This is a genomic window from Alicyclobacillus acidiphilus NBRC 100859 (assembly GCF_001544355.1).
Classification (GTDB): Bacteria; Bacillota; Bacilli; order Alicyclobacillales; family Alicyclobacillaceae; genus Alicyclobacillus; species Alicyclobacillus acidiphilus.
The window spans coordinates 1-23,201 of sequence record NZ_BCQI01000017.1; the positions used below are offsets into that span (position 1 = coordinate 1).

General features: G+C 54.3%; 19 protein-coding genes and 1 pseudogene. 14 read left to right on the plus strand and 6 right to left on the minus strand.

The window, feature by feature from the left end; genetic code table 11:
* Positions 1 to 5 precede the first annotated feature (5 nt).
* Together AAC01S_RS08610 and AAC01S_RS08615 are read right to left on the minus strand one after the other, a co-directional pair.
* Positions 6 to 584 (minus strand): MFS transporter, encoded by a 579-nt coding sequence (locus AAC01S_RS08610; protein ID WP_245630134.1) that lies wholly within the window; start codon positions 582 to 584, stop codon positions 6 to 8.
* Between the two features lie 417 nt (positions 585 to 1,001).
* On the minus strand, positions 1,002 to 1,586 hold the full coding sequence (locus AAC01S_RS08615) for an NADPH-dependent FMN reductase (protein ID WP_067621293.1): 585 nt from the start codon (positions 1,584 to 1,586) through the stop codon (positions 1,002 to 1,004).
* 199 nt (positions 1,587 to 1,785) lie between these two features.
* Here AAC01S_RS08615 and AAC01S_RS08620 point away from each other — a divergent pair, with 199 nt between their 5' ends.
* The 5 genes from AAC01S_RS08620 to AAC01S_RS08645 all read left to right on the plus strand — a co-directional run bounded on the left by AAC01S_RS08620 (position 1,786) and on the right by AAC01S_RS08645 (position 5,468).
* Positions 1,786 to 2,379, plus strand: a complete 594-nt coding sequence (locus AAC01S_RS08620; protein ID WP_067621294.1) for a TetR/AcrR family transcriptional regulator — start codon at positions 1,786 to 1,788, stop codon at positions 2,377 to 2,379.
* Positions 2,380 to 3,280: 901 nt separating this feature from the next.
* A complete protein-coding gene (locus AAC01S_RS08630) occupies positions 3,281 to 3,574 on the plus strand; it encodes a hypothetical protein (protein WP_067621296.1) in 294 nt (97 codons plus the stop codon).
* A 42-nt stretch (positions 3,575 to 3,616) separates the two neighbouring features.
* Positions 3,617 to 4,102: a GNAT family N-acetyltransferase gene (locus AAC01S_RS08635; RefSeq protein ID WP_067621297.1), complete on the plus strand. Its 486-nt coding sequence runs from the start codon at positions 3,617 to 3,619 to the stop codon at positions 4,100 to 4,102.
* 103 nt (positions 4,103 to 4,205) lie between these two features.
* Positions 4,206 to 4,865, plus strand: a complete 660-nt coding sequence (locus AAC01S_RS08640) for an RNA polymerase sigma factor (RefSeq protein ID WP_245630139.1) — start codon at positions 4,206 to 4,208, stop codon at positions 4,863 to 4,865.
* Positions 4,866 to 4,889: 24 nt separating this feature from the next.
* Positions 4,890 to 5,468 carry an ATP-dependent Clp protease proteolytic subunit gene (locus AAC01S_RS08645; RefSeq protein WP_067621299.1) on the plus strand — a complete coding sequence of 193 codons (579 nt, stop codon included), beginning with the start codon at positions 4,890 to 4,892 and terminating at the stop codon, positions 5,466 to 5,468.
* Between the two features lie 72 nt (positions 5,469 to 5,540).
* Here the strand turns inward: AAC01S_RS08645 and AAC01S_RS08650 are convergent, their stop codons facing one another.
* Positions 5,541 to 6,431, minus strand: a complete 891-nt coding sequence (locus AAC01S_RS08650; RefSeq protein ID WP_067621300.1) for a hypothetical protein — start codon at positions 6,429 to 6,431, stop codon at positions 5,541 to 5,543.
* 1,590 nt (positions 6,432 to 8,021) lie between these two features.
* Between AAC01S_RS08650 and AAC01S_RS08670 the strand changes: the two are divergent.
* From AAC01S_RS08670 to AAC01S_RS08700, 7 genes and pseudogenes are all read left to right on the plus strand, one after another.
* Positions 8,022 to 9,185, plus strand: a pseudogene (locus AAC01S_RS08670) (IS256 family transposase).
* A 40-nt stretch (positions 9,186 to 9,225) separates the two neighbouring features.
* On the plus strand, positions 9,226 to 9,696 hold the full coding sequence (locus AAC01S_RS08675) for a group II truncated hemoglobin (protein ID WP_067621304.1): 471 nt from the start codon (positions 9,226 to 9,228) through the stop codon (positions 9,694 to 9,696).
* 179 nt (positions 9,697 to 9,875) lie between these two features.
* Positions 9,876 to 10,277 (plus strand): AAA family ATPase, encoded by a 402-nt coding sequence (locus tag AAC01S_RS08680; protein ID WP_217997820.1) that lies wholly within the window; start codon positions 9,876 to 9,878, stop codon positions 10,275 to 10,277.
* 292 nt (positions 10,278 to 10,569) lie between these two features.
* Positions 10,570 to 11,007 (plus strand): DinB family protein, encoded by a 438-nt coding sequence (locus AAC01S_RS18740; RefSeq protein ID WP_169794029.1) that lies wholly within the window; start codon positions 10,570 to 10,572, stop codon positions 11,005 to 11,007.
* A gap of 249 nt (positions 11,008 to 11,256) precedes the next feature.
* Positions 11,257 to 12,126 carry a serine hydrolase domain-containing protein gene (locus AAC01S_RS08685; RefSeq protein WP_245630135.1) on the plus strand — a complete coding sequence of 290 codons (870 nt, stop codon included), beginning with the start codon at positions 11,257 to 11,259 and terminating at the stop codon, positions 12,124 to 12,126.
* A 589-nt stretch (positions 12,127 to 12,715) separates the two neighbouring features.
* On the plus strand, positions 12,716 to 13,258 hold the full coding sequence (locus tag AAC01S_RS08695; protein WP_067621306.1) for a GNAT family N-acetyltransferase: 543 nt from the start codon (positions 12,716 to 12,718) through the stop codon (positions 13,256 to 13,258).
* Positions 13,259 to 13,416: 158 nt separating this feature from the next.
* Positions 13,417 to 14,280 carry a PhzF family phenazine biosynthesis protein gene (locus AAC01S_RS08700; protein WP_067621307.1) on the plus strand — a complete coding sequence of 288 codons (864 nt, stop codon included), beginning with the start codon at positions 13,417 to 13,419 and terminating at the stop codon, positions 14,278 to 14,280.
* A gap of 416 nt (positions 14,281 to 14,696) precedes the next feature.
* Here the strand turns inward: AAC01S_RS08700 and AAC01S_RS08705 are convergent, their stop codons facing one another.
* From AAC01S_RS08705 to AAC01S_RS08715, 3 genes are all read right to left on the minus strand, one after another.
* The gene (locus AAC01S_RS08705; protein WP_067621308.1) at positions 14,697 to 15,950 is read right to left on the minus strand and encodes an MFS transporter; all 1,254 of its coding nucleotides are present in this window, start codon (positions 15,948 to 15,950) and stop codon (positions 14,697 to 14,699) included.
* A gap of 69 nt (positions 15,951 to 16,019) precedes the next feature.
* Entirely contained in the window at positions 16,020 to 17,306 is a 1,287-nt protein-coding gene (locus AAC01S_RS08710) for a Glu/Leu/Phe/Val family dehydrogenase (RefSeq protein WP_157071108.1), read from the minus strand.
* Positions 17,307 to 17,398: 92 nt separating this feature from the next.
* Positions 17,399 to 19,216 (minus strand): Rqc2 family fibronectin-binding protein, encoded by a 1,818-nt coding sequence (locus tag AAC01S_RS08715; protein ID WP_067621309.1) that lies wholly within the window; start codon positions 19,214 to 19,216, stop codon positions 17,399 to 17,401.
* 202 nt (positions 19,217 to 19,418) lie between these two features.
* Between AAC01S_RS08715 and AAC01S_RS08720 the strand changes: the two genes are divergently transcribed.
* Both AAC01S_RS08720 and AAC01S_RS08725 read left to right on the plus strand, forming a co-directional pair.
* Positions 19,419 to 22,139: a calcium-translocating P-type ATPase, SERCA-type gene (locus AAC01S_RS08720; protein WP_067621346.1), complete on the plus strand. Its 2,721-nt coding sequence runs from the start codon at positions 19,419 to 19,421 to the stop codon at positions 22,137 to 22,139.
* A gap of 100 nt (positions 22,140 to 22,239) precedes the next feature.
* Positions 22,240 to 23,118 (plus strand): YicC/YloC family endoribonuclease, encoded by an 879-nt coding sequence (locus AAC01S_RS08725; protein ID WP_067621347.1) that lies wholly within the window; start codon positions 22,240 to 22,242, stop codon positions 23,116 to 23,118.
* Positions 23,119 to 23,201 lie beyond the last annotated feature (83 nt).

A 23,201-nucleotide genomic window follows, 5' to 3' on the forward strand; every position in this document is an offset into this window, starting at 1 on the left:
CGGATTCAGGCGATTGGGACATTGACGAGGAAAATCCATCTCCAGTCGCCCGTTGCCGCAAGCAAACCGCCGATCACGAGACCAATGACACTGCCACCGACGGCTGCAATTTGGTTGAGGCCGAGTGCCAGACCGCGCTGGTTGGCTGGAAAGGCGTCCGTCAGGATGGCTGCGCTGTTCGCGAACAGAAATGCGCCTCCAATCCCTTGTACAATCCGAAAGGCGATCAGCTCCACTTCGCCACTGGTCCCGCTGCTCCAGGTGATGGAGCAAAGGATGGAACCCAGCGTAAACACCAAGAAACCGACGTTATACAATTTGACCCGGCCCACAATGTCGGAAAGCCGCCCGAACGTGACGAGAAATACAGTGGTCGCAACGTTAAAACCAAGGAGCACCCAAAGCAGGAGACTTGTCTGATTGCCGGCGAGTGGATTCACATGTAGACCATCGAAAATTACAGGAAGGGAAATGATCAGGATACTGCTGTTTAAGGCTGCCATCAAAACGCCGAGCGTCGTGTTCGACAGGGCAATCCACTTGTATCGGGAGCCATACCGCGATTCGGACGAATCTACTGTCACTTGATACACCCCTATGTCGTATGAAATCGTTCCGTTCAAACTTCGTTGCACGAAATATCGCGCAATGCGAAATATCGTGATTTGTTCCTTCCATTTCTGATGCGCGCGTCTGATGCGTGTGTCGCGAGCTTGATTCCGATTTTCCAAAGATTTCACAGGTTCTTGGGGTTCATATTGAGGCCACCTTCTTTTGGGATCGAGATGATTCGCAGGGGATGGCACCCAAAGAATTATGATAAGCAAACCGACAGGTAAGATCAATGTAAGATATGTATTTACACATCTATATGAATATTTACGTAGGCGATCGATAGAGCCGTTTCATTTCGCCGAAAACGGAAAGCACTCGCCATGGCCATGGAGTGCTTTCCGTTTTCGATTGTCACGCAAAACTTCTATCAGAGTAATTCGGCAGAATCATTTGGCAGATGATTGGCTCTCCCGGGCTGTCTTCAAGGCGTTCGCCCACCATACCAAGTCATCCAACATAGAGGTTACAAGGGGCGGTAAGTATGTCAAATCTTCCAGTTTCTTTTCTCCCATGTAGACCTGCATAAAATCGCCGCCCTGAATATGTACAGCCGAGCGGATGGGGGCCATTTGCAATTCGACGGCGATTTGGCGCAATTGTTCGACAGCGCGAGCAGCACCGACAGCTCCGTATCCAACGAAAGCGACTGGCTTGCGCACCCATTCGACATATGCGTAATCCAACGCGTTTTTGAGCACGGCCGATGGTGCGTGGTTGTATTCCGCGGTTACGATCACGTAGCCGTCGAATTCCCCCACTTTCTTTTGCCAGCGCTGACCCTCGGCATTTTCGGTAGGCATGTAGAGATTCGAAGATTTTTCGTTGAAAAAGGGCAGTGGATAGTCGCGCAAGTCGACAAGTTCGAATTGTAAATCGCTACGCTCGTTCGCGAGGCTCATGAACCACTCGGCTACCTTGTCTCCAAAGCGAGTGTCCCGAGTTGTGCTGATAATTACACCGATCTTTGGCATGGGTGTGTCTCCTCTCCTGCATCCATCAGATGAAGCAAAAACAACATCTGTTGCTAAAAGAATACTTGTTGTTTATAGTGGGAGCAACCATCAGATACGGCAACGATGTCGTCTACACAACATCTTCATGAAAATGTCGTGTAACTCCGATTTTGTAAGTAACTTTGCAAGTCATGTGGGAAAGGGAGAAGGTTTCAGTATGGACGAGAACGCTTTGGATTTGCGAGTGCGACGAACGAGAAAATTGTTGCAGGACGCGCTGCTCAACTTGATGTCGAAAAAGAGCTTTCAAGCGATCACCGTCCAAGATATCGCGGCTGAAGCCATGATCAACCGATCGACGTTTTATGATCATTTTGTGGACAAATACGCGCTCATGGAGTACACCGTCAGTCAACAATTTCAGGAGCAGTTGATGAATAAGCTGCCGGATCGAAATCACTACAGCGCGGAGAACCTGCGAGCCCTGATCACGACGATGTGGGAATACTTCGGCGGGCTACACGGCCGTTGTCAACATGGGGACGAGCAGGAGAGAATGTTGTTCCAGTCGCAGGTGATGAACGTTGTGAAAAGGGTGCTGACGAATTGGCTGTCGGAGGCGCCCGAAGCGTCCACGGGGGACCAGAGCGCCTGCGAATTGGCGGTCGCCGTCATGAGTTGGGCGATGTACGGCGGGGCGCATTATTGGTCGGAAAATAAGCCGCAGGGTACCGGCGAAGAACTCGCCGAACGATTGATCCCGATTCTGAATGGCATCCCGCACATCCAGCGCTTGATGGAACGGCCATGACACTCGTGATTGGAGAGGAAGTTCGTGATGGCCGGACGTCCAGAGGCAACGGGCACGATTGCAGGGACGCGGGTCGACTGTTGGGAATGAGCGTCGGGGGACGCTGGCTGGCGTCGGCGCGATCGCGAGCGTCGGGGCGACAGGGGGGAACGGAGGCGAGGGATGCGACGGAGGACGACAGGAACGGAGGACGGCAGGAACGCAGGACGGCAGGAACGCAGGAAGGCAGGAAGGCAGGAAGGCAGGAAGGCAGGAAGGCAGGAAGGCAGGAAGGCAGGAAGGCAGGAAGGCAGGAAGGCAGGAAGGCAGGAAGGCAGGAAGGCAGGAAGGCAGGAAGGCAGGAAGGCAGGAAGGCAGGAAGGCAGGAAGGCAGGAAGGCAGGAAGGCAGGAAGGCAGGAAGGCAGGAAGGCAGGAAGGCAGGACGGAAATAAGCGTCCGCTGGCCGCTTAAGCCTGTCGAATTTTCTGATTGGTGACGAATAAGCGGTCCACAGACGCTTAAGCAGTTGAAACCGTCGCATTTCGGGCGTGACGGAGGCGAATAAGCTGCCTGGCGCCGTCTATTCGCCCTCGATCTCGCCATTTTGCCGAAATAAGCGGCTGAGCGCCGTCTATTTGCCCGTTCACCTTCGCCTACCTTCGCCTACCTTCGCCTACCTTCGCCTACCTTCGCCCACCTTCGCCCACCTTCGCCCACCTTCGCCTACCTTCGCCCACCGCCGCGATCGCGCCCCCGTAAGGGAAGTTTTGTCCGTTACGCTGCGAGCGGCCCGCCCCCTCCCGCCTCCGCGTCGCCCTCCCGCCGCCCGCCTTCGCCCGCTCACCCTGGGGGCTTCATTGCAGTTGGCTTCGGATGTATGATTGCATCATCATATTCTCGGCATGGATTGGGGGAACTTGTGTGATTACCGAACGGCCGGCGGCGGGAACTCCAGTGGATCACTACTTAAAGTACCTTCCCGATGGCGATCTCATCGAGTTTTGCCAACAGCAGCAGGAAGAAATTTGCGCGTTGGTATGCAATCTGTCCGAAGAAGAGGCGACGATCTCGCTTTTACAGAGCCTGACTCCTGCAATGCTGCGGAATCAGGGTACCTTGAAGGGGTTGCCCAACCCTGCGTTGACTGCGGCATGCATGATACCTGCGCATGCGGCTCACCACGTCCACATCCTGCACGAATGTTACGGACTGTAGTGTAAGCCGGGGTTGCACGTGACGAAGGAGCGGTGAAGTCAAATGAGCGTTCGCGTCAGAGATTACTACGATGGTGACGAGGCGTTCTTGTGGGAGATGCTGTATCAATCTATCTATGTGCCGAAAGGCGAGGAGGAATTGCCGAGATCGATCTTGGACGAACCTGCCATTGCCAAGTACCTGAAAGGGTGGGGTCGATTCGGTGACATGGCGTTGGTCGCGGAGGCGGATGGCCGGCAGGTTGGCGCGGTATGGGCTCGATTGTTCGACGAGGCGAACAAAGGTTACGGTTACGTGGACAGTATGACGCCGGAGATTGGCATCGCGGTCGTCCCGGAGTATCGCGGACAAGGGATTGGCGGCCGATTGATGCGCGGGATCGAAATGCGCGCCAAAAGTGCTGGCTTTCGCAGGCTTAGTTTGAGCGTGGACCCGCAAAATCCGGCTGTCCGCTTTTACGAGCGACTCGGATATGTGCACGTGGGATGGAGCGGCACGTCGTCGACGATGGTGAAGGCACTGGCGTAGTGATTGACCAAGTGTCCCTGTGTTCGGGTGCCGCGTATCCTTTTGGCGTCGTCAAACGTTATAGGGTTAAAGGGCGAAAAGGAGGCTGGCTGACTTGGATCAAGTGGTGGATTCGGTTCCAGCGAATCGGGCGGCGAAGTTCGGTGACGAGGACGACGACCGGATTGCGCAGCTTCGAAACGGGTTGGTGCGCTATTGCGAAAGGCTGTGCAAATCGCCGCACTTCGCGGAAGACTTGGCGCAGACGGCCTTGCTTAGGGCGCTGCCGGTGATTGCGGCGCAGTCGCATCCCAATCAACCAGCTCTGCTGCGGCGAATCGCGAGGAACGCGTGGATCGATCACGTCCGCAAGACCGCGAGATGCGACGTTTGCGAACCTGAGTCGGTGGCAGCGATGGTCGATTCGGCCGCACCGGAGGGAACGTCGGCGTTGGAGGCGGTGCTCGAGCTGGTGATGGAGCGGTTGACGCCGCAACAGCGGGCGGTCTTTCTGCTGGTCGAGGGCTTTGGCTATACCAACGCGGAAGTTGCAGGCATGCTCTCTCTGAATGTTGGCGCAGTTAAGGCGACGTTGCACCGGGCGCGATCGCGATTGCGATTGCAAACACCATCTCAACTGCATCGAACCGGGGAGATCACCGCGGCGGATATTTCCGACGATGTTTTGCGGGCCTTGGCGGCGGCCATACAGCAAGGTGATGTCGCATCTGTGCTGACGTTGGTCGGTTGCGGAACGTCCATCCACATGTGCCTTGCAGCCTGAGCCCGAATGGAAGGGGATAAGGTGATGTCACTCATTCCGTACGTCATTGAACAGACGAGTCGCGGCGAGCGGAGCTACGACATTTACTCGCGACTGTTGAAGGATCGCATTGTCATTATCGGATCGGCAATCGATGACAACCTGGCGAATGCCGTTGTCGCGCAGCTCCTGTTTCTTGCTGCCGACGACGCCGACAAGGACATCCAAGTGTATATCAACAGCCCTGGAGGCTCCGTCACGGCTGGCTTCGCCATTTACGATACCATGCAGCATGTGAAACCCGCCATATCGACCATTTGCGTGGGGATGGCCGCCAGTTTTGCGGCGGTGCTGTTGGCGGCGGGATCGCCGGGAAAGCGCTTCGCGCTGCCAAATGCCGAAGTGATGATCCATCAGCCTCATTCGCCAGGCGGGATTCAAGGGCAGGCGTCGGACATCAAAATTCATGCCGACTGGATGTTGAAGACACGTGACAAGATCAACCGCGCGCTGGCGAAGCATACGGGACAGCCGGTCGACAGGATTGCTGCGGATACCGATCGCGATCGATTTATGAACGCCGAAGAAGCACAGGCGTACGGGCTCATCGACCGCGTGTTGTGAGTTGGCAGCAAACGCAGCGGGCGGTGTGCAGGCGGGAGTTCAGCGTCGTCTGCATCCGCCCGGCTGCGCGGCTCAATTGGGTACTGGATCGCCCGATTGACTGTGGCCGGTGACCTGATCTTTCGCGTTGACTTGATAGGTCCACGTGTGTTGCTTGTCCCCGTTGTTCCAGATTTCCTCGAATTCCACCTCAAACGTTTGCCCCGTCTGTTTGACGCGGCTCACGACCGTCACGGGGATCGTTTGCGCCTTGCCGCTTGTTTGTGCTGCACCATTGCCCGAAGCCGTCACACGAACGGTTCGATGGTCGATACTCGGGATGGCAGGGAAAATGTTGGTGAACGATCCGCCCCACTTCGATTGTTTGGCGGCGGTGATGGCGTGCTGTTCAGCAACCGTATAGGACTCTTCCTGGAATTGAGCCTGCCAGCGTTTGTCGTTCGCGAGAAACGAATAGAGTGCCGGAGCTTTCAGATAGGTCACGTTTTTGCCGACCGTGTACGTCAGGACATTTTGAACATACGCAGGGTAGTATCCCTTTGGTCCGTGCGCAATCGAGAAGGCTGGCGCGATTTCAATTTCGTCACCCGAGCCGTCGTACAGATGGAGAATCGGCGGGCCCAGGTAATCTTCGAACTGTACATTCTGGTTGGTTTTCGGCGGTCTTTCGCCCGTGACGGTCGCCGCGGAGAGCCATTTCACGAGGTTTTGAAGCAGTTGTGCGGGAGCGTTCGGCACGTACCACACGGATGCTGGGCCATCCCCGCTCATCGATGGTGCCAACAGGGCTGTGGGTGGGTGGAACGCTGTCGCCGATGCGACTGAAATGCTCGCGCTGCCTGTTTCGTTTCCGGTTTGCGGAGCGGCGGCGGCGCAGCCCGTGGCGGCAAGCGCTGCCAGTCCGCATCCGAGCAGGGCAGCCGCGCAACGTTGGAATAACCGTCTGCTTGCGTGTTCTTCCATGACAATCACCTCGTGAAGATGGACGATCTCGACGGCACTTCGGTTACACCCTGCCGTTGGCCGGCTACGGAAAGGGAAGGTGGGCTTTAGATCTGGTGCATGCTACACTCTCTTCATAGAGGAGTGATGATGCATCGACGCACTTTGGAAAAAACAGGTCTGTCCGTCACCGAGATCGGTTACGGAGCTTGGGGCATCTGCAACTGGTGGGCAAAGTCGTCCGTGAATTCAACGAGACAGTCTACGTGGCGACGAAGATTCCACCCAAAAATGGCAATGGCGGGCAAGAGCGGGCGTGCCCGCGTCAGAAGCGTTTCCGGCCGATCACGTCATGGCCTGTACCGAGCGCGTGCCAGAAGCACAACAATCGGGATTCAGGGGGAGCGGAAGCGCGAGATGTTCGAACGCTGTGAGGCCGCCATCGCGTCGACCATCGACATTGAGCTCCTATCCACCAGAAGTCGCATTGTGCTACACGCTGGGCCATCCGGCCATATCCACCGTGATCCCAGGCATGCGCAACGTCCGCTGATCACAGAAAATAAAGTCGTTTACCGAAAAATAAAGTTCTATACTGAGAACTATCGCCCCAATCATAAGGTCCAGGCTAAACCTGTAAAGTGGATATTGAGCAAACGAAGCAGTTTGGCGACCAAAGAAACGTGAACTCTTATATCATGTTAGGTGAGCACAGTTGAGACGAGTTGAGTTGAGGAGGATTTTTCATGTTGATGAGTGTCATGAAAGTGTTAGTCTCCGCTGTTATTATCGGAATGGTCTTGGGACGGTCCCGTCAATCAAAACAGTGTTGACCACGACTAGTCTGCGATTTCTACAGGCACCCCATCATATTATTCTATCGACAAATGGAGACACTCGTTCGGCATACGCATAACTATCCGATACCATTCAAATGGTTCTTCATGAGCAATTGGGCAGGTTACCGCAAAAAGACTCTTGCACAATTTCTAATAAGTCAGACTAGTAGGATGGAATAGAAAGGAGATGGCATGTTTGACTTGCAAATTTGATTATGATGAGAGCGTGACCGTAATCGAACAAGGTGAATACCACGGAATGGTAGGGGTTATCATCGACAGACGTGCTGGCGGGATGCTTGGGATGCCGGGATTCGGAGGTAGTACCCAGTGTTTCTATACCGTGAAACTCAGTAATGGCAGAAAGCATACCTTTCCTGAAGCGTCCATCCAACGTTCAGAGTAGTATGTTCCGTTGTTCAAATCGCAGGCGGACAAATTAAGTCTTCGAAGGAAACATCCAAATAGTGGAAGAGCAAGGGGCCATTCTGTTGGTAATCGACTCGGTGCGATAATGCCTCCAAGCCGTCACTACTAAACATATCATCACCCTATATTCAGTATGAACTCGGCAAGTGCAATCTTACTATCTCCATTTGGCGAAGCATCTCGAAGTTCGTCTGACAAAAATATTGAACGAATGGGGGCGATAGTGCAATAAGGAGCGTTAGAGTCTCAAGTAGTGGTGTAAAATACACGGCTTGATCTTGACGAGAAAGCCGTCGAGTGCAATCTACTAAAAGTGGCCAAATAATCAGTAGAGGGCACATCGATGGCTTCTCCAGACAAGATCGCGCTTTTGGAGTTAATTCGCAAGATCGGATTGGATGATGGAGATGTGGATTTCCTGAAGGAGGGGTTGAGAGTCTTCACCCACGCGGTGATGGAGGCGGAGGTGAGCTCTCTGATTGGTGCTCAGCGGTATGGGCGTACGGAGAAGCGCAGTAACAGCCGTAATGGGTACCGGGACAGAGAGTAGGATACCCGTGTTGGGACGATAGACTTGCGGATTCCGAAGCTGCGTAAGGGGAGCTACTTCCCCAGTATCCTGGAGCCTCGACGCAAGGCTGAGAAGGTTCTTCTGTCTGTAGTTCAAGAAGCGTATGTCCATGGCGTGAGCACCCGTAAGGTAGATGAATTCGTTGAGACTATGGGGATTCAGAGGCTGAGCAAGAGCGAAGTCTTCCGAATCTGCCAAGAGCTCGACGACGTCGTGCAGGACTTCAAGAACCGCCCGCTTGAGGGCACGTACCCGTATCTGTGGCTAGATGCGACCTTCCTGAAAGTGCGAGAGGGCGGGCGGGTCCAAAGTATGGCGTTTGTCATTGCGATTGGAATGCGGGACACCGGTGAGCGTGAAGTATTGGATTTTGACATTGGCACGAGCGAGGATGGCTCGTTTTGGCTCACATTCATCCGCAGTCTGGTTGCGCGTGGGCTGTGTGGTGTGCAGTTGGTGATTAGCGATGCCCATGAAGGACTGCGTAGCGACAATGGTTCTGCGTTGACCGGAGCGACGTGGCAGCGATGCCGCGTTCACACGATGCGCAACATTTTCAGCCAGGTGCCCAGAGCGTCACAGTCGATGGTTTCGTCCATCGTCCTGACGATCTTTGCTCAGCCGACACAAGAAGCCGCCATGCAGCAATTGGCTGTCGTTGTGGAACAGTTGCAGAAAAAATTTCCAAAAACGATGGATGTACTGGAGCGAGCTGAAGAAGACGTACTGGTTGGCGGAGCAATTCTCCAGGAGCAGAACGATGAGTGGATCGTCACAAGACGCTACTTCAGCCGAGAGTCTATGGCGAAACTAATCGGTACTGATGAACAGCAACGACTGGCACCAACGTCGGTTTTGCACAAACAGCCGGCACTAACCGGTTGCACTCAAATTTACAACGGGACACTACCAATATTGTCACTACTAGTGATCTAAATACGAAATTTATATTTTACTGCTAAGGAGATGATATGATATGAAGACCGTGTACGAGGTAGCTGGTGGGCAAGAGGGTATGCTGAGACTGGCGGCGGCCTGGCATGCTCGGGTGTTGGAGGATGAGGTCGTCAGCCACGCGTTCAGTCATGGCTATCACCCCGAACACACGGAGCGGCTGGCGGCGTACTGGGGAGAGGCTTTGGGTGGTCCAATGCGCTACACCGAAGAATATGGTAGTGAGACCTTCGTGGTTCGACTACATAGCGGTAAAGGACCGCACGAGGACATGGATCGACGAGCTATCGCCTGTTTTGATCAGGCGTTAGTCGATGTGGGACTGGCGACCGACGAACAACTACGAAAGGTACTGCACGACTACTTTGCGTGGGTCACGACTACCACGATGTCCCGCTATCCTAGCTCGGCCAATGACGTGCCAGAGGGACTCCAAATCCCGCACTGGTCTTGGGACGGTCCCGTCAATCAAAACAATGTTGACCACGACTAGTCTGCGATTTCTGCAGGCACCCCATCATATTATTCTATCGACAGATGGAGACACTCGTTCGGCATACGCATAACTATCCGATACCATTCAAATGGTTCTTCATGAGCAATTGGGCAGTTTGGCGACAGTATAGAAACATTTAATGTATTGTTCTTGTCCAGTTGGATGGAGGAGCTGTCATGGGCATTAGGAATTATCTGATTGAAGGTGTTTCCGGTGCCGGGAAGACTTCGGTTTGCAACGAATTGCACCGGCGCGGCTATCAAGCCATTCATGGTGACCGTGAATTGGCTTATCAAGGCGATCCGGAAACTGGTACGCCGACGGATGGCACGACGTACGAGCACCACGTTTGGCATGTAGATAAAGTAAAAGCTTTGGTCTCCAACGAGGATGAGGAGGTAACATTTTTCTGCGGTGATTCGCGGGATTTTTCCAAATTCATCGATCTCTTCGACGACGTATTTGTCCTTGAGGTCGACCTGGAAACCTCTCTCCGGCGGATTGATGAGCGAGTGGCACAGGACCAAACTGACTGGGGCGGCAGACCGGAGGAACGGGAAATCGTTGCGCGTGCATAAAACGAAAGACGGCATGCCCAAAAGAGGTATTACAATCGACGCCACCGCACCGCTCGCACACGTCGTTGACGAAATCCTCCATCAAATCGAAGCAAAGGAACGACGATGACACTAACTTGCGGTCGCCGATCATAATTTGCGTGTTGGCGTTGTTACTGTTTCGTCGCAATCGGGCAGGAGAGTTACACGAGTGTTCTGAATAGATTGATAAGCGAACACCAAATAAGAAGGGGAGATGATCCGGCTGTTCGACTCACTTAAAACCGCGATTTCTAACGGACTCAATGGGAGGATGGCTCATGTATCGCCCGATGCTGTTTTTGAGGCCATTGATTGGACGAGTGTTTGCGAGAAACCTGGAGGTGCTTCACATTCTATCTGGGAAATTCTAAATCACCTAATCTATTGGCAGGATTATTGCCTGATGTTGCTGGAAGGCGACAGTCCTACGTCTCCTGAGCACGCAAGTTATTCATGGGAGTGTCCTCAAGGTCCAGTCGATGAGCAACAGTGGCTCGATAAAGTCGAAAACCTTTTGTCTGGATTGGTATTAGCAGAGAAAGCTTCAGCTATAGAGTTAGAAGGGAATCTCTTGGCAAGGCCACAAGAATCTCGTATTGAAGTATTGGAATCACTCGTGGGTCACAACAGCTATCATCTTGGACAAATCGTCCTTTTACGTCAATTACAAGGCTCATGGCCTCCTCCATCTGGAGGTAACACTTGGTGAATAACCCCTCACAGGTTGTGTTCGGTGACATTGTCCACATAAAATCGTGATGGAACCAATTAGGGCGAAGATGACACGAGCAAGATGGGGTGGGCATGCATAATTATTCGCGGCGTCCTCCCTGTCGTTGCGGGACTATCGGGCAGATTAGTGCAATAGCGCCACTGTTAAAAATCTAAATAGAGAATTGCGTTTTTAATCATTGAGAGGTTATTTCCAATACAACGATGTCGTTATGGGGGCTATAAGATGCTTTTGCCTAAAGAGAATAGTGACCAGTTTAATCCCGTGATGAACCACGTTCTTCGAACATACACAACAACGAATGCAAGTGGGGCGGCATTTATCATAATCCATCGGGACCAAGTGGCGTCGGAACATTATTGGGGAACTCATTCTCAATCACGTGGGGCTCGGGTAATACAAGAGGACTCACAATTTCACGTAGCGTCCGTTCGCAAGAGTTACATAGGGTTTGCGGTTGCTTACGCGGTGCACTATGGTTTTATATCTTCTATTGATGCTCCAGTAACGGATTACTTACCGACGTTAGATGAGGATGTAATGCGTGGAACAACCATAAGGCATTTATTGACGCATACGCATGGCTTGAAAAGTGACCGAGGTCAATTGGAACGAGAATTCGAGCCAGGTGAGAGTTGGGCGTATCGTGGGCTAGGCATCGATATGCTTTGTGACATTGTACGTAAAACTACGGGAAATACCATTTCGCAACTATTGACTGAACAGGTCTTTGAACCACTTGGATTCAAAAGAACGGGTTGGTACGCGAAAGCTCATGACAATTTGGTGGATGTCGTTCGAGAGCCAAACGACCCTCGTTGGGCGACTTTTGATAGTGTCGATGGCGACAGAATGAACATGTATGTTTCAGCTCGTGAGTTAGCGCTATGGGGATACTTTCATTTAACCAAGGGGCATTTATTCGAGAAACAACACGTACCCAAGGAGATCATTGAATTGGCAACTTCAGTCCAAAGTCCAGTTTTACAGGATCGCGAGCTACCGCAGAACGGTTTTTTATGGTTCGTCAAGGACCATCCGCCAAACAAAATGAAATTGGTGATGATGTCCCACATGGGTCTTATCAAATATTAGGATACACTGGTGTCACTTTGCTTGTGATTCCTAAATATGAAACTGTAGCTGTTCGTATGTTCAACAGTTGGGGTTCACCATTGGGGTACGACTACCTCGAAGATGTAAGAGCTTTTGGGGACTGGGTAGTGAAGTGCTTGGACTGAAAATCGTTAGTAACCTGGGCTCCTGTTCTTCAGCTTATGGCGCAGTAATGCCGAGTATATAAGATGACGGAATATTGGGAGTTGTTAAAATGAACATAGTTGATGAACCTTAACGTGTAAGGGATGGTAAGAGTGGGGAGGGAAACTCCATGGACAGACAGTTAGATAATATAGGTGCGATTTTGTCGGGTGTTATCGCTCTGTTGTTCACCGTGATCTCTATCGTTTTTGGGAACAGTCAGAGTTTTACCATTCCCTTGGAACTCGGGGCGATTATAGGATGCTTTTGTATCTTTGCATACGTCAGAGACCATCTTGATATCTTTTCCACGCAGGGCCAACGACGCATCGCATAAATAAACAGACGGAAAGTGCGCCGTTTTTGCGTTATCGGGCAGTTATCGTCAGTAAGGTGATAATCAATTTTTGAGGGAGGAAATTGAGTGATTCGTGGCAAGTTGGTGACTTTGAAGCCATTCACCCGAGAGATGTTCAATACGTACTACCAGTGGAGGCAAGATGCCGAGGTAATGTATTGGGCAACTGGAGAGCCATATATGTCGAGTTTGATTTCGGAAGAAACATTTATGAAACGGTACGATACGGATGTTTTAGAAAGCCGTCAACAGGAGTCCGGAATGCTCGGCATTTTCACTGAGACTGATGATTTCATAGGGGAAATCAGTTATCGAGATATGGATTTGGTAACTGGCACAGCCGTTATTGGCATTATGATTGGCGATAAGAACTTTTGGGGTAAGGGGTACGGTACAGATGCCGTACGTACCATCTGCCAATTCCTCTTTGACCGTTTTCGGCTGAGACGTGTACAGTTGGACACTTGGAGTGGGAATGAGCGAGCGATAAAGTCTTACCTGAAAATCGGATTTCAAATTGAAGGAACGCTCCGTGAAGCTGTGCTTGTCAAGGGCGTACCAACGGATCAAGTGGTCATGGGGTTGCTCCGTACTGAATTGCGTTCCTGAACAAACGGGGGCATACAACGAAGACCGACGAGCAACGGAGTTTGCATGAAGATGCATTCTCAGTTTTCCCTCGGTACGGGACTATCGGACAGATAAATTTAATAAGCGAAGGGCAAGGAATTGAACGTATAATATTTTTATGTTAGGAGGGATACATAATGAACCGTCAAGTTCCATTCCAACAAGTGGACGTTTTTACGGATACGCCATTTAAGGGCAATCCAGTTGCCGTTGTACTCGATGGCAACGAACTGTCAACGGAAGAAATGCAGGCGATTGCAAACTGGACGAACCTGTCCGAAACGACCTTTGTTTGCAGACCGACACATCCGCAAGCGGACTATAAACTACGCATTTTTACCCCGCATAGCGAACTCCCTTTTGCAGGACATCCTACAATTGGTTCTGCATTTGCTGTGCTGAAATATGGATTGAAACCAAAGACGCCAGGGCGACTGATACAAGAATGCGGCAGCGGTTTGGTTTCCATTCTTAGCGAAGGGGATAAATTGTTCCTTACGTTGCCTAAGCCAAACGTTAATACCATACCGCCAGAACGTTTGGAGGAACTCACTAACGCATTAGGCGTAACGTCAAATCACGTTAAAGCCAGTGCAACGATTGATGTTGGAGCAGTTTGGATGACATTGCAATTATCAAATGCAGATGAGGTACGGAGTTTACGCCCAGACATGGCGAGACTTTCGGCATTGACGCCAGCAGGCGTGACTGGAGTAACCGTGTTTGGCTTCACATCTTCGAACACTGACTCCCAAGTGGAGGTACGGTCATTTGCACCCAGCGAAGGTGTAGCCGAAGACCCCGTGTGCGGGAGTGGCAATGGATGTGTTGCAACTCTTGTGAGACAACTCGAACTTATAAAAGAACCAAATTACGTTGCGAGTCAGGGATATTGCGTCGGACGAAACGGCAAAGTTGAAGTACGGTTTCAGGAGAATGGTGATATCCTGCTCGGTGGGCGTGCGGTGACATGTATCGAGGGAACAGTAAAAGTGAGATAACCTGCTGTTGCGTTAACGGGGGCGATAGTGCAATAAAAAGCTCACTCAAATGGGGAATTGATATACGATAAGGTGTATGGAATTCCACTGTTTGTCGAAGTACATCGGGCCATCTGGACCAGTACAGTAAACATCTTTATTTCCTAGATGTGCTCGCAACACGCAGTTTGTACGCCCAAAGTATATGACTTTATTTTTAGTGATTGAATGAACGTCACAGCTTAATGACCACAGAACGAGGATTTTGAGTACACAACGTTATTTTCCGTGATCATCCGCAACGTCGAGCGCAACTGCGCCATTGCGGACGGTAAGGGACTGCCAGCCCATCAAGTGGACGCGCTGAAACAGTTCCGCTGGTTCCACAACTTCTATCGCTAACGGGGTCCGTTTGGACCCAGTGAGGCAAGCCCCGGTCATGTGCTGGGGCTTGCTTTTTTGCGATCCGGCAGGAGAATCAGTGCGAGCCCGATGGCTCCAATCAGCGTGGACGCGAGAAAGATGGTTTGCAGTGACACGACGTGCGTGGCGGCGGTGCTGACGATGGGCGCGATGGAGCCCCGGATTCCAAACAGTAGGTAATGCAGTCCGAATGCCGTCGCTTCTTTGCCTGGGGTCACTTTGAAGATGTACGCCATACAGCCGATATCCCAGGCCGCGTCGCCGATGCCAAGCAAGAGGTACGAGATCATGACACCGCCGTACGTTCCCAACAGGATGTACAAGAGGGGAGACAGTGTGTATCCAGCGATCCCGATGATCATGGCCCGCTTTGGCGAAAATTTGTCAATGACCCAGCCGAGCAGAAAGTAGGCGATGAGCAGCGAGATGTAGTACAGCACGCGCGTAACGCCAAGTTGTCCACTGTTCAAGTTCAAGAGATGGACTTGATAGATCTGATAGATGGGCCCGGCAAGCAAATTGCCAAACCCTGTGGCGGTGGTCGCAACCAAAAACACCGCTAGGGCCCGGTTGTTCTTCACCATGAGCCACTGATTGCGGATATTCGTCTTCCATGTGCTGGGGGGCGTGACTTCGACCGTTATTGTTTGCTCCGGTTGTGGAGCCACTTCGACTTCCCGAACGCGGCAAAACACAATCACCGAAATGGTGCCGGTGATGGCGGCGATGACGAGCGGCCATCGATCCCCGGAGATTTCAATCCACCGTCCGATCACGTAGGCGATAGGTATGAGCAGAAATCCCTGGGCCACGCGGACGTATCCCATCAATCGTCCGCGCAGCGTCGGCGGATAGATGCGTGAAAGCAGCGCCGGGTAGGCTGGGGCTTGCACGCCGTTGAGAAAATTGATGAAGAACGACATCGCCACAAACATCCATGGCGTGAGGACAAAGCCGACTACGGCGAGTGACAGGCGCGCGACCGTCAGCGGCCAGAGTACGTACGGCTTGGGCGACTTGGTGCCGATGAAACTCGCCCATAAGGGCGACAGCAACATGCCAATGGCGGGAGCGGCAGTCAGGAGACCGACGTCGACGTTCGAGGCACCGTGCCGGATCGCCATGGGCACGTAGAACTGGTTAAACACGACGTTGAATAACGCGTACAGGATCGAACCCGAAAAGTCGATCCGAAAGTTTCGCCATGTCTCCATGCGCATGAACATGCCGATCCGAAATATGCCCTCTTCAGAGAGTTCTTGCTGCATCTCCATCGAAACTCCATTCAGGTGCAGGGACGAGCGATGCCTCATCCCGCAGTCACTGACGATTTGTGATTATACCCAGCCGCGCCAGCGTATGGCTTCCGCAAACGGGCGAATGCCCACGATATAGGCGGCGAGACGAGGCGAGACCTGATAGCGTTCGGCCGTGTCCAGAATCTGTTGAACACTTGCCACCATCTTTTCCTCGAGACGAGAGTTCACCTCATCTTCCGTCCAATAAAAGCCCTGGTTGTTCTGTACCCATTCGAAATACGAGACCGTGACGCCGCCCGCGTTGGCCAACACGTCGGGAACCACCAGGATACCGCGCTGTTGGAGGATTTCATCGGCCTCCGGCGTCGTTGGGCCGTTTGCCGCTTCAATGACGATGGAGGCTTTGATGTCGTTCGCGTTTTTGCTGGTGATCTGGTTTTCCAACGCAGCTGGTATGAGCACGTCGCAAGGCTGAACAAGAAAATCCTCGTTGGACATGACATTCGACAACTGCGTGGTCACCATGCCGAATGAGTCTCTCATCTCCAGCAACGCAGGGATGTCGAGGCCCGATTCATTGTACACGCCGCCCCCTGCGTCGCTGATGCCGACGACCTTGGCGCCCATCGAATGCGCGATGCGGGCCACGTTGCTGCCGACATTGCCGAATCCTTGCACGAGGATGCGGAGATCGGCGACCTCTTTGCCAAGGTGATGCGCAGCTTCCCGCATCGCGATGCATACACCGAGGGCGGTCGCCTGTTCGCGCCCTCTCGATCCGCCCAATACAAGCGGCTTGCCGGTGATAAATCCTGGCGAATCATATTCGCGGATATGGCTGTATTCGTCGTACATCCACGACATGATCTGCGGATTGGTGTAGACGTCCGGCGCGGGAATATCCTTGGCCGGGCCGACGATCTGGCTGATGGCTCGAACGTAACCTCGAGCCAGACGCTCTTGTTCGGCCAGCGACATGGTCCGTGGATCGCAAACGATTCCGCCCTTCGCCCCGCCGTATGGCAGATTGAAGATACCGCATTTAATCGACATCCAGATGGACAGCGCTTTCACTTCGTCCAGCGTGACATCTGGGTGAAAGCGCACGCCGCCTTTCGTCGGGCCGGTTGCGTCGTTGTGCTGGGCGCGATAGCCTGTAAACACTTGTGTCCGTCCGTCGTCCATGCGGACCGGGATTTGCACCGTCAGGACGCGCATCGGTTCGGACAGCAGGTCGTACATGGCGGACTCGTAGCCCAGTCGATCCAGCGCATCGCGGATCACCTTCTGTGTGTTCGTCAAGACGTTCTCCGACGGAGCGGGCATGTTTGCACCCACAATCAATCGCTTGTTCAGATTCGCCATAGTCATGGTGATGGCTCCTCTCGACATGTAGTGTGGTAAGCGTTTCTTTTCAAGCAACCTCTGACGCGCACGGGATGCGTGCAGCTCGGCCGTTAGCCGCCGCCCGCCTGGCGGTCGTCGTTTTGGCGGCGGCGCAAAATTGCGTCAAGCACGTTTCTGTCCGGCGTGACGAATAACGTTCGATGATGATCATACAGGACGAACCCCGGCCGCGCACCATTCGGCTTCCACACGTGCCGAATTTCCGTGATGTCGACAGGCACGGTGGCAGAATCCCGTCCACGACTGAAGTATGCAGCCAAAAGGGCGGCTTCTTCAATAGTTTCTTCTGGAATTTCCTCCGCTTGCCCGCGCTCAATCACGACGTGCGAGCCAGGCTGGTCCTTGACGTGCAGCCACAGGTCCTGTTTGTCGCTCTGGCGCAGCGTCAGCCGATCATTTTGGAGGTTGTTGCGGCCAACTCGGATTGCGAATCCATTCTCGGATATGTACACGTCCGGCTTCGAAACCGGCGGTTTCGATTGCTTCGGAGAACGGCCCGTATTGCGCTTTCGCTTCGTCGGTTTCTCTTGGAGAAACCCCTGGCCGATCAATTCGGCGCGGACCTGCTCCAAGTTTTCCAGCGACGCGTCCCGCAATGATTCCATCACTTCTTCTAAGTACCGAATGTCTCGTTCCGTCGCTTCCAACTGCTCCATGACGGAGGAAGCCGCCCGTTTGCGCTTGCTCGCCATCTTAAAGTAGCGCTGCGCGTTGCCAATGGGATCGAGCGCCGGATCCAGCTCAATCAGCATTGGTTCGTTGTCCTGGTAATAGTTCGGCAGGACGACGGAGGTGTCACCTTTGGCAAATTCGTGCGCGAACGCGGTGAGCAGTTCGGCCTTCACGCGATACACGCCTTCGTCCTCACTCTCTGCCCGCGATTCCTCTAACTTCACCCGTTTGCCCCGGAGCTTATCCAAATGCTCCATCACCGCGCGTTGCAATTCGTCCTGCAGGTGCGAATGATACAACACTTCGCCAGTGTCCGCGAAGCGGCGGCGAATGGCTTCGCTCATGGAAGGGCAGGGGGCGTACGACGTCCGATGCGTCAAGGAAAATGGGGCACACTCCATGGCGCGTCCCATGTCGTCGAGTGCCACGGATGCCGCCTCCGACATATGGACGGCGCAATCGATCACCGTTCTGGCCTCCGCCAACACCGCTTCCGACGGGGATTCCTCTGGCTGGCGTTCGCATCGAAGCGATGCTCGGTGGAGGATTTCGCGGGCGGAAACGGGGCCGACGCCAGCTACGCGATCGACGATAAACATCGCGTTGGCGCGGGAAAGCCAATTCGTCGCGTCGATCCCGGCGAACGCGGTCGGCGGCAATTCTTCCAGAGGCTGTTTGTGTTGTTCCGGTGGCGCGATGTAAGGGGCTCCCGGCACGACCTCGCGATGCCGCGACATGGCTTCGGTGACGCGAACGATGGAATCGATAATCCGCAACGGCTCGCCGTCCGCTTCCGCGCGGCACAGGATGAGATTCGAATGCCGCCCCATCACTTCGGCAATAAGCGTGTACACGCGCACGTCGCCCAACTCGTCGATGGCTTCGATTCGAAACGCGATGACGCGATCCCAGCCATGCTGTTGAATGGAGGCGATTCGTCCACCTTCCAAGTGCTTGCGCAGCAGCATGCAAAACATCGGCGGTTCCTGCGGATTTTCCGGTCGTTCATCCGCCAAAAAATGGACGCGCGCGAACTGCTTGTGCGCGGACAGGAACAGCCGCATTCCGCCCTGCCCAGGCACGCGAAGGGCCATGACGATGTCGCGATCACCAGGCTGATATATCTTCTCTATCTTTGCTCCGCGAAGCGTCTCGTCGAGTTCGCGGGCGAGACGTCGCATGGTCAATCCGTCCAAGGCTCGATACCTCTCTCTCTCACGAAATTATACCGCATTCGGCAAAGCGCAGGTATGTCTGTTGGCACGGCGGCGCGATTTCGCGCGAATTCGGGCGTGATCGCGCCGGTTTCACCGAATCCGCAGCACACAGGTCGCCAGTGGACATGTTCGTCGTCAGACAAGCATAGAGATTACGAGACAAGTTGGCGAAGGGGTGGCTCTGTTGGAACATCACTGGCACGCGCTGACGGAGGCGGAATGCTTTCAGGCGCTCGACAGCTCAGCGGCCGGACTTTCATCCGAACAGGTTGAAGAACGGCGCAAGACCGTTGGTCTGAATTTGCTGACGGAGGGAACCAAAGTCTCTCTCCTCACCGTGTTTTTAAACCAGTTTCGCGATTTCATGATCATCGTGCTGTTGGCGGCGACGCTCATCTCTGGACTGCTCGGAGAGTATACGGATGCCATCACGATTGTGGCCATCATTTTTCTCAATGGCATCCTCGGCTTTGTCCAGGAAATTCGGGCGGAAAAGTCTCTGTCCGCGCTCAAGGAGCTGACGGCCCCGATCGCGCGCGTGCGCCGCGGCGGCCAGGTCGTGGAGGTTCCCGCGAAGGAGTTGGTCCCGGGAGACATCGTGCTGCTGGAAGACGGTGATCGGGTGCCGGCGGACGGCAGGATTCTCAAGGCGACGGTGTTTGACGTCGAAGAATCCGCACTCACCGGCGAATCTGTACCGTCGAGCAAGGATCCACGGGTGACCATCGCCGTGGACAGCAATCTCGGGGACCGCAAGAACATGGTGTACATGGGCACGATGGTCACACGGGGCAAGGCGGAGATCCTGGTCACTGCCACGGGCATGGCGACTGAGATGGGGAAAATCGCAGACCTGATGCAGCAGTCGGAAGACCAACTGACGCCGCTGCAGCAGCGTTTGGATCAACTCGGGAAAACGCTGGTTTGGATCTCGCTCGGCATCACGGTGCTCGTCGTGATCGCCGGCGTCCTGCACGGCCATCCGATTTATCAGATGTTCTTGGCTGGCGTATCGCTCGCCGTGGCGGCGATTCCGGAAGGCTTGCCCGCCATTGTGACCATCGCGTTGGCGCTCGGCGTGCAGCGCATGATCAAGCGCAACGCCATTGTCCGCAAGCTGCCGTCGGTTGAGACGCTCGGCTGCGCAACCGTCATTTGTTCCGACAAAACGGGTACGCTGACGCAAAATCGGATGACGGTGCAAACGATTTTTGCCGACGGCCATCTCATTCAAGTGACGGGCAGCGGCTACGATCCGCAAGGGGAGTTCGTCTTGGCTGGCAGCAAAATCGACCCAAACCGGCGCGCGGCGGTGAAAAGTTTGATTGAGATCGCGTCCACTTGCAACAACGCGGTACTCGTGGAGCAAACATCGGACGACGGATCGACATGGACGGTCCAGGGCGATCCGACGGAAGGCGCCCTCCTTGTGCTTGGACGCAAGGCTGGATTCACCGACCCTGACGCTGTGTATGAACGGTTGGACGAAATCCCGTTCGATTCGGATCGAAAATTGATGTCGGTGCTCGTTCGCTCGGAATCCGACGTGTTCGTGTTCGTCAAAGGCGCGCCCGACGTGCTGTTGGAACGCGCCAATCGAGTGTTGCTGAACGGCCGGGAAGAGACGCTGGCGTCGTCGATGCGCAAATCGATTCAATCGACCAACCAAGCACTGGCGTCCCGCGCGTTGCGCAATCTCGGCTTCGCGTATCGGCAGTTCCCCAGCCTGGAAGCCGCGCGCAAATGTGAAGACTGGGAGACGAATCTGGTCTTTGTGGGTTTGTGCGGGATGATCGATCCGCCCCGCCAAGAAGCGAAAGAAGCCATCGCCACGGCGAAATCGGCAGGGATTCGCACGGTGATGATCACAGGCGATCACCAGATCACCGCGATGGCCATCGCCAAAGAACTCGATATTTTACCGCCTCAAGGCCGCGTGATGACGGGTGCGGAACTGGACGAGACAAACGACGAACAGTTGGCCCGCCTCGTCGACGATGTCTACGTCTATGCGCGTGTGACTCCTGAACACAAGCTGCGGATTGTTCGAGCTCTGCAGTCGCGCGGACATGTTGTGGCGATGACGGGCGACGGTGTCAACGACGCGCCAGCCATCAAGCAGGCGGACATCGGGATCGCCATGGGCCAGACGGGAACGGACGTCGCGAAAGAAGCATCGAGTCTGGTGCTCGCGGACGACAATTTCGCGACGATCATCGCCGCCGTCGAAGAAGGCCGCGGGATCTACGACAATATTAAGAAATTCATCCGCTATCTGCTTGCTTCGAACGTCGGTGAAATTGTCACGATGTTCGCGGCCATGCTCGCTGGGCTGCCGCTTCCTCTGGCGCCGATTCAGATTCTCTGGGTCAATCTCGTCACAGATGGGCTGCCGGCGATTGCCCTGGGCGTCGATCCGGCGGAGAGCGACATCATGAAACGCCGTCCGCGGGACGTCCGCGAGGGCATCTTCGCGAAAGGCATGGGAACGAAAATTCTATCGCGCGGTATCCTCATCGGCATCGTGACGCTCGCCGTATTCCTCTGGTCGCTGCGCACACAGAACGGTTTGGAACACGCGCAAACCATGGCGTACGCGACGTTGACGATGGCGCAGTTGATTCTCGTGTTCGACTGCCGCTCATTGGAGGGCGGGATCATGAAGCGCAATCCACTTACCAACATCTGGCTGATACTTGCGGTGCTGTCGTCGGTGGTCCTGTTTCTCTTCACCATCTATCTGCCAAACCTGGCCAAGGCGTTCCACACCGTTCCGCTCGGGGTCACGGACTGGATCATTGTGCTCGTCCTGGCTGCGGTACCGACGTTTGCACTCTCGATGCGGCGAGTCGGGCTCCTCATGTTCCGGCCGAAGCGGGGAGATCAAGGCATGGCGGCGTGATCGAACGTTCACCAGGCCACGTTTGCGGTGGATTCCCTTGTGACCCCGTCCTGGATCACGGTAAAATGGGGACGTGTGGAATATGGACGGGGGTTGGGAAATGCCAATCGCAAGCATGACGGGATTTGGGCGAAGCGCGGGTATCGTGGAGTCGTATGCGGTCACGGTGGAAATGAAATCCGTCAATCATCGGTTCGCCGAATACTCCGTTCGCACGCCTCGCGAATGGAGTTTTCTTGAAGAGGATATCCGTCGGCGGCTGACCTCCGCGATTGCGCGGGGGCGCGTCGACGTGTTCTTGAACGTGGAACGCACGGAGCACGCCGTGCAGGGTGTGAACGTGAATTGGCAGCTGCTCGATGCGCTTGTGGCGGCGGAGGCCCAGATGTCGGAGCGATATGGCGTGACGTTTGAGCCAAGTCAGTCGCGGACTTGGCTCATGTATCCGGATGTCCTCATTCCGATGCAGGAAACGCTGGATGAACACGCAATCCAACTGGGGGTCGGGCGGCTCGTCGACGAAGCCATCGGCACGCTTGTCGAGATGCGCCGCACGGAAGGCGCGCGTTTGGCAGCCAATTGTTTGGAGAAGATCGGCGAGTTGGCCGAATATGTCGCGCGGCTTCGCGAGCGTGAGAAATTGGTCGTGGAATCGAAGCGAGATCGGCTCGAAAAACGGCTTCGCGAGCTCGGCGTGTCCTTCGATGACCAGCGCTTAGAGCAAGAAATTGTTCTGCTCGTGGACAAATCCGCCATCGATGAAGAGGTGGTTCGGCTGCAGAGCCATCTCGAATCCTTCCGCGAAGCCTTGGAAGGTTCGGGCTCCATCGGCCGACGGCTGGATTTCATCGTCCAGGAGATGCACCGCGAGGTGAACACCATCGGATCGAAGTCGAGCGATGCAGAGGTCAGCCGCAGCGTCGTCGATATGAAAGTATTGGTGGAACAACTGCGCGAACAGGTGCAAAACATCGAATAAAACGATTCTCCACTTGGTTTCCGGACGATGTCGTTATACAATGGAGGGTAGTGTTCATAGGGCGGCTCGGTGGTCGTCCAACA